This is a genomic window from Paenibacillus cremeus (assembly GCF_007786445.1).
Classification (GTDB): domain Bacteria; phylum Bacillota; class Bacilli; order Paenibacillales; family NBRC-103111; genus Paenibacillus_G; species Paenibacillus_G cremeus.
The window spans coordinates 1-6,572 of the sequence record NZ_VNJI01000100.1 but is presented as its reverse complement, the minus strand read 5'-3'; the positions used below and the strand labels follow the sequence as shown (position 1 = coordinate 6,572).

Below are 6,572 nucleotides of genomic sequence, written 5' to 3'. Positions count from 1 at the left end.
GTAACGAGTTAAGTCACGCAATTCTCGAACTTCGACGGAAGGGACGAAACTAGCCTCAATTAGCCCGCATCGAAGTAATTTTGCAAGCCACTCGGCGTCTTTCATGTCTGTTTTTCGGCCGGGTAGGTTTTTTACATGATGAGCATTAGCCAAGATAAGCTCAACGTCAAACGCTTCAAGGACATTCCAAACGGGCTTCCAGTAGATGCCTGTGCTTTCCATGGCGACATGGGAGCATTCCATTAGAGTGAGCCATTCGCCGAGTTCAAGCAAATCTTCCGTCATCGTTCCAAACGTTCGAATCTCCATCCGTGGAGCCCGATCGAGCGGACCAGATAAAACACAAGCAACGACCGTTTCTTGGTGAACATCTAACCCTGCACAGCGTTCCAGAATAGCTTCCATCATGAGAACAACCAACCTCCGAAAGGAAATGGGGGGCCAGAAAACAACCTGAAAGAGGAAAATTTTTTATCCGGACTCGAAGTCCAATAGCCTGTGCTTCAAAGGTTGTTCATTCAGTTTTATTTTCGGGATCAAGTCACCACAAAAAGCCACGAACTGATCCAGCCCTTAATTCTAAGTATTGTCAGTTGGTGAGAAAGAAAAACGGCTACGATGAGATTTTCATCATAGCCTGTGACCGGGAAGGTCATGAAAGTTTTATTTGCAGTCGGAAGGAAATTCAACTAATCAACCAAGGAGGTAAGGTAGGCGGCTTTCTTCGATAAACATTCGGAGAAAGTCTAGGGCTATATGAGAATGAGTTTTTCGAACAATGATGAATTCCATCTCCAAAACGAAATTGCAAGCCATATAGGAAAATTGCTCAGAGACACGTTTGGGAAAGGGCCCCAATATATCTATGCAAGTATCCATTATCCCTTTATTGTCATTTATTTGCGCAACTTTATAACCCCAACGGAAAAAATACTATTGAAGCAGGGGCAAATCAGCTCTGTCCGGCAGATCAGAGATTTAGTAATGAAATCGTTAATTCCTGAAATCAAAGCTTTTTTGTTATTAATGACTGGAATAGAACTGGTTGAATTTTATTACGACTGGGAATTATATCGTCATTCAGGAGTGTTTGTTGGCCGGCAATTAGAGGATCTCCCGTTGATACTCGAATCGCAGGAACGATATGAAGGTAAGGGAAAGCTTCATCGGGAGCTAGAAATTATCAGTCAATGTGTCCAAAAAAGACCGGACCAATTATCTTCTTACATGCTCAATAAAAGAACACTTCTTGTTGTCCGTAGCGGCATTCTAATTGAGATTAGTAGAGAGTTGATACGACTTGGCGATGAAGACAGTTTAAGAAAAGCGCTAAATAACCTCGAAAAAAATGATTTGCGCAACAACTCACAATTTCAAAAAATATTAGGTACAACGATTGAAGATGTTTTCGTAGATTGGAATTTTCAGCTTGATCGAAGTGTGATCGTATTTATTTTACGTCCGGCAATATGAAGGAAGTCCTCAGCTTTTCAATCAGCTGGGGGCTTTTTTTACAAAGGTCATACGCCGCTCAGTTTGATTTCCGCCGGTTTATCAGGATCGCTTATAAATAGTATAAAATGATTTGAATTGAACTGTTATTCCGAGTGTGATAGTGTGAATTTAGGAGAAAAATTTGTAAGTGCACGTCGGATTACGAATCTAGAAGCAACGATATGGGGTGGATCTAGTTGGTACTTCAAGTAACGAACAGTCCTTTTAATCAAGAGCAGGTTGAGCTGCTTAACCGGCTCCTGCCGGCACTCTCGGAATCACAGCGATTTTGGCTCAGCGGATATTTGACAGCGATGGGCAGCGCGTCCGCAGGAGCAGGCGCAGCACCGCAAGCAGCTGGAGCGGCACCGGCCGTAACGGTTTCCAAGGAAGTGACCGTACTCTTCGGATCACAGACCGGAAACTCCAGCTCCCTGGCTAAGAAGCTAGTCAAGCAGCTGGATGGGCAAGGCTTCCAATGCACGCTGTCGTCTATGAGCGACTTCAAGCCGAATGGGCTCAAGAAGGTTCAGAACCTGCTCGTCGTCGTCAGTACGCACGGGGATGGCGAGCCGCCGGACAATGCCATGACATTCTACGAGTTCCTGTACAGCAAGCGCGCACCGCAGCTGGAGGACCTGCGCTTCTCCGTTCTGGCGCTCGGGGACCGCTCTTATGAGTTGTTCTGCCAGACGGGCAAAGATTTTGACAAGCGCTTGGAAGAGCTGGGCGGTAAACGCCTGGTACCGCGCGTGGACTGTGATGTAGACTTCGGCGAGCCGGCTGCGGAGTGGATGAAGCAGGTCGTTAGCGCACTTAGCGATTCGACAGCTGCACCTTCAACAGCAAGCGGAACAGCGGCGGTGTCCTTCGCGGCGGAGACGGAATCGGAGTATTCACGATCGAACCCGTTCCATGCGGAGGTGCTTGAGAATTTGAATTTGAATGGTGCGGGCTCCGAGAAGGAAACGCATCACCTCGAGATCTCTCTGGAGGGCTCGAATCTTCAATATGAGCCGGGCGACAGCCTGGGGATTTATCCCGAAAATCATCCTCGTCTAGTCGACGAGCTGATTGAAGCGATGGGCTGGAACGCAGACCAATCGATTACGATTAACAAAAACGGCGAGCAGCTTCCGCTGCGTGAAGCGCTGCTGCGCCATTATGAAATCACCGTGCTGACGAAGCCGCTCCTGGAGCAAGCCGCTCAGCTGGCTCCAAGCAGCAAGCTAAGCGCGCTGCTGGAAGCAGGACGCGAGCAGGAGCTCAAGTCGTATGCCAGCGGTCGGGATGTGCTCGATCTGGTGCAGGATTACGGCTTGAAGGGCGTCCCTGCCGAACAGTTCGTCACTATTTTGCGGAAGCTGCCAGCTCGCTTGTATTCGATCTCCAGCTCCCCGAAGGCGAGCCCGGATGAAGTGCACGTTACCGTTCGTGCGGTTCGCTATGAGTCGCAAGGGCGTGAGCGCTACGGTGTCTGCTCGGTGCATTTGGCTGAACGCTCGGAGCCCGGAGCGAAGCTGCCGGTGTTCATTCAGCATAACGAGAATTTCAAGCTGCCGGAGAGCCCGGATACGCCGATCATCATGATTGGACCTGGCACAGGCGCCGCTCCATTCCGAGCATTCCTTGCGGAGAAAGAAGAGACCGGAGCAGAAGGCAAGACATGGCTGTTCTTCGGAGATCAGCGCTTCCGTACCGACTTCTTGTACCAGATCGAATGGCAGCGCTGGCTCAAGGATGGGGTGCTGAGCCGCATGGACGTCGCCTTCTCAAGAGACACGGATCAGAAGGTCTATGTGCAGCACCGGATGCTGGAGAGAAGCCGCGAGCTGTACCAATGGCTGCAGGAAGGCGCTTATGTTTATGTTTGCGGTGACGAGAAGCGGATGGCGCATGATGTCAATAGCGCTTTGCTGACGATTCTTGAGCAAGAGGGACGACTCAGCAGCGAAGAAGCGGTCGAATATTTGAACCGAATGAAGCAGAATAAGCGTTATCAACGGGACGTATACTAAGTCCCTTGGTGCGGAAGAGAGGAGAACGTCAGCATGTCGGACAATAATTTACTATCGCCTAATAGTGCGCCGCACAGCGATGTGGAAGATATTAAACGAAACAGCAACTATCTTCGGGGAAGCTTGGAGGAGACGCTGCAAGATCGGATTACCGGCTCCATTCCAGAGGACGACAACCGGTTAATGAAATTTCACGGCAGCTACATGCAGGACGACCGGGATTTGCGCAATGAGCGGCAGAAGCAAAAGCTTGAGCCGGCCTACCAATTCATGCTTCGTGTCCGTGCGGCAGGGGGGATCGTTACTCCGGCGCAGTGGCTGATGATGGACCGAATCGCCCATAAATATGCTAATGAAACGATTCGTTTGACGACCCGCCAGTCGTTCCAGCTGCATGGTATTCTCAAGTGGAACATGAAGCAGACGATCAAGGAAGTCAACGATGAGCTGTTAAGCACATTGGCTGCTTGCGGTGACGTCAACCGTAACGTCATGTGTAACCCGAATCCTTACCAGTCGGAGGTTCATTCCGAGGTGTATGGCTGGGCTTCGCGGATCAGCAACCATCTGGACCCAAGAACACGGGCGTACCACGAGATCTGGCTCGACGACGAGAAAGTGGTAGACAGCTTGGCCAGCGACGAAGAGCAAGAGCCCATCTACGGACCGGTGTACTTGCCGCGGAAGTTCAAGATCGGGATGGCCATTCCTCCATCAAATGATGTGGATGTGTTTTCACAAGACTTAGGCTTTATCGCCATTGTTGAGGATGGTAAGCTGAAGGGCTTCAACGTGACCGTCGGCGGCGGCATGGGAATGACACACGGCGATTCCAAGACGTATCCGCAGGTGGCTCAGGTGATCGGCTTTATTAAACCGGAGCAGGCGGTGGATGTGGCGGAGAAGACGGTCATGATCCAACGGGATTATGGTGACCGCTCTGTCCGTAAACATGCACGCTTCAAGTATACGATTGACGACCGCGGGATCGAGTGGTTCATCACCGAGCTGCAGACTCGACTTGGATGGAATCTGGAGCCTGCACGACCGTACTTTTTTGAAGATAATGGCGATAGGTACGGCTGGGTGAAGGGAAGCAACAATAAGTGGTACTTCACACTGTTCATTGAGAATGGCCGCGTCAAGGATGAAGGCAGATATCAGCTGATGACGGGTCTGCGGGAAATTGCCAAGATTCATACTGGAGATTTCCGTCTCACGCCCAACCAGAATCTGCTCATCGGTAACGTCAGCACCCAACAAAAGAAGAAGATCGAGGAATTAATCAAAAAGCATGGCTTGACTGATGGCAGTCATTATTCCGCTTTGCGACGCAATGCTATGGCGTGCGTAGCTTTGCCAACCTGTGGTATGGCCATGGCGGAGGCGGAGCGTTACCTCCCGACCTTGCTGGATAATCTTGAGCCAATCCTGGAGGAGAACGGCCTGCAAAATGAAGATATCGTCATCCGCATGACCGGCTGCCCGAATGGATGCGCTCGTCCGATGCTGGCGGAGATCGCTTTTATCGGTAAGGCGCCTGGCAAATACAACTTGTACTTGGGCGGCGGCTTCTCCGGCAATCGTCTGAATAAGCTGTACAAAGAAAACATCGGCGAAGAGGAGATCCTGGATTCGCTTAAGCCGATCTTGAAGCAATACGCTACCGAGCGGCGGGATGGCGAGCATTTTGGCGATTTCGTCATTCGCGCAGGCTATGTTAAAGAAGTCCGATCCGGACAGGATTTCCATTCATAAGAGATTAAAACCGCGCGCTGGCGCGGTTTTTTCTTTGACACGAAAAGGCGCTAGAATGTACCGATACCTGTCACAGCGTACTCTATGTTATGATGTAGATTATAGTCTATCAATTTTCATCTCATCATATACATTTTTGGAATGGGGAACCGATCTTGAAGCGATTTAAAAAGGTTTATATAGAAATTACCAGCATTTGCAATCTGGCTTGTACCTTCTGCCCGCCTACAGAGCGCAAAGCTAGTTTTATAACAGTAGAGGATTTTGCTAGACGACTGGACGAGATCAAGCCGTACACCAACCATATCTATTTACATGTAAAAGGAGAGCCGCTGCTCCATCCCAAAATCGACGAGCTGCTGGATATCAGCCACGTGAAAGGGTTCAAGGTCAATATTACGACGAACGGCACGTTGATCGTGAAAAACCGGCATAAGCTGCTCGGAAAGCCGGCGCTGAGACAGATGAATTTTTCACTCCACAGCTTTGATGGGCATGAAGGGTCGACGGACCGCGAGGGCTACTTGCGTGAAATTTTATCCTTTGTGAGAGCAGCCGAAGAGCATAAGGTGATATTTTCCTTCCGCCTCTGGAATTTGACTCAGGACAACCTAACGAATGTTCAGAGGCAGCGAAACCGTGACACGCTGGAGGTTATCGAGCAAGAGTTTGGACTGGACTATAAGATCGAAGAGAAGGTCGTGCCGGGAAGCGGGGTACGCATTTCGAATTACGTCTATCTGAACCAAGACTATGAGTTCCAGTGGCCGAGCTTGACCGCGCCGAAGGATGAGGGCAAAGGCTTTTGCTATGCGCTTCGCAGCCAGGCGGCGATTCTCGAGAATGGGACGGTTGTGCCTTGTTGTCTAGATGGGGAAGGGGTCATTAACCTGGGCAATGTGAATAAAACTTCCTTTGCCGACATTGTAGAAGGCGAGCGCGCCAACAACCTTGTCGAAGGCTTTTCCCGCCGGGAGGCTGTAGAGGAGCTTTGCAAACGGTGCGGCTATCGCCAGCGGTTTGGCGCATAAAATAGAAATGAAAATGGGGTGCCTTATGGGCAATGTCATTTAGTTAAGGCATAGTGTCCAAAATCAAGAACAAGAGCAGGTTATCGAAAAGATAGCCCGCTCTTTTTTTGCGCAAAAATGCGAAATAGGTATTGACAAGCAGTTAAAAAAATGTGGCGAAGCCCCTTGAAAAACGAGGAGGTTTTGTCATTGGAATTGTACGCGAGCTCTTTAAAAGAAACGCTGACATCCCTTATTCGAGAGATGTCAGTGGCACCCGAACTTTATGTTA

Annotated in this window: 5 protein-coding genes; 4 read left to right on the top strand and 1 reads right to left on the bottom strand. The window is 49.8% G+C overall.

Going from position 1 to position 6,572, the window contains the following annotated elements; translation table 11 throughout:
• On the bottom strand, positions 1 to 405 hold a 405-nt coding region (locus FPZ49_RS34665; RefSeq protein WP_144855264.1), incomplete at its 3' end, for an IS110 family transposase.
• A 357-nt stretch (positions 406 to 762) separates the two neighbouring features.
• Between FPZ49_RS34665 and FPZ49_RS34660 the strand changes: the two genes are divergently transcribed.
• From FPZ49_RS34660 to FPZ49_RS34645, 4 genes are all read left to right on the top strand, one after another.
• Positions 763 to 1,473 (top strand): Na-translocating system protein MpsC family protein, encoded by a 711-nt coding sequence (locus FPZ49_RS34660; protein WP_144855262.1) that lies wholly within the window; start codon positions 763 to 765, stop codon positions 1,471 to 1,473.
• A gap of 218 nt (positions 1,474 to 1,691) precedes the next feature.
• On the top strand, positions 1,692 to 3,512 hold the full coding sequence (locus tag FPZ49_RS34655; protein WP_144855260.1) for an assimilatory sulfite reductase (NADPH) flavoprotein subunit: 1,821 nt from the start codon (positions 1,692 to 1,694) through the stop codon (positions 3,510 to 3,512).
• A 33-nt stretch (positions 3,513 to 3,545) separates the two neighbouring features.
• On the top strand, positions 3,546 to 5,270 hold the full coding sequence (gene cysI / locus FPZ49_RS34650; protein ID WP_144855258.1) for an assimilatory sulfite reductase (NADPH) hemoprotein subunit: 1,725 nt from the start codon (positions 3,546 to 3,548) through the stop codon (positions 5,268 to 5,270).
• A gap of 155 nt (positions 5,271 to 5,425) precedes the next feature.
• Positions 5,426 to 6,301: a radical SAM/SPASM domain-containing protein gene (locus FPZ49_RS34645; protein ID WP_144855256.1), complete on the top strand. Its 876-nt coding sequence runs from the start codon at positions 5,426 to 5,428 to the stop codon at positions 6,299 to 6,301.
• The last annotated feature ends 271 nt before the right edge of the window (positions 6,302 to 6,572 follow it).

Excerpts from the sequence above, each read along its gene's own strand:
- FPZ49_RS34660 (WP_144855262.1), top strand. The coding sequence starts at position 763 with ATGAGTTTTTCGAACAATGATGAATTCCATCTCCAAAACGAAATTGCA.
- cysI (WP_144855258.1), top strand. The coding sequence starts at position 3,546 with ATGTCGGACAATAATTTACTATCGCCTAATAGTGCGCCGCACAGCGAT.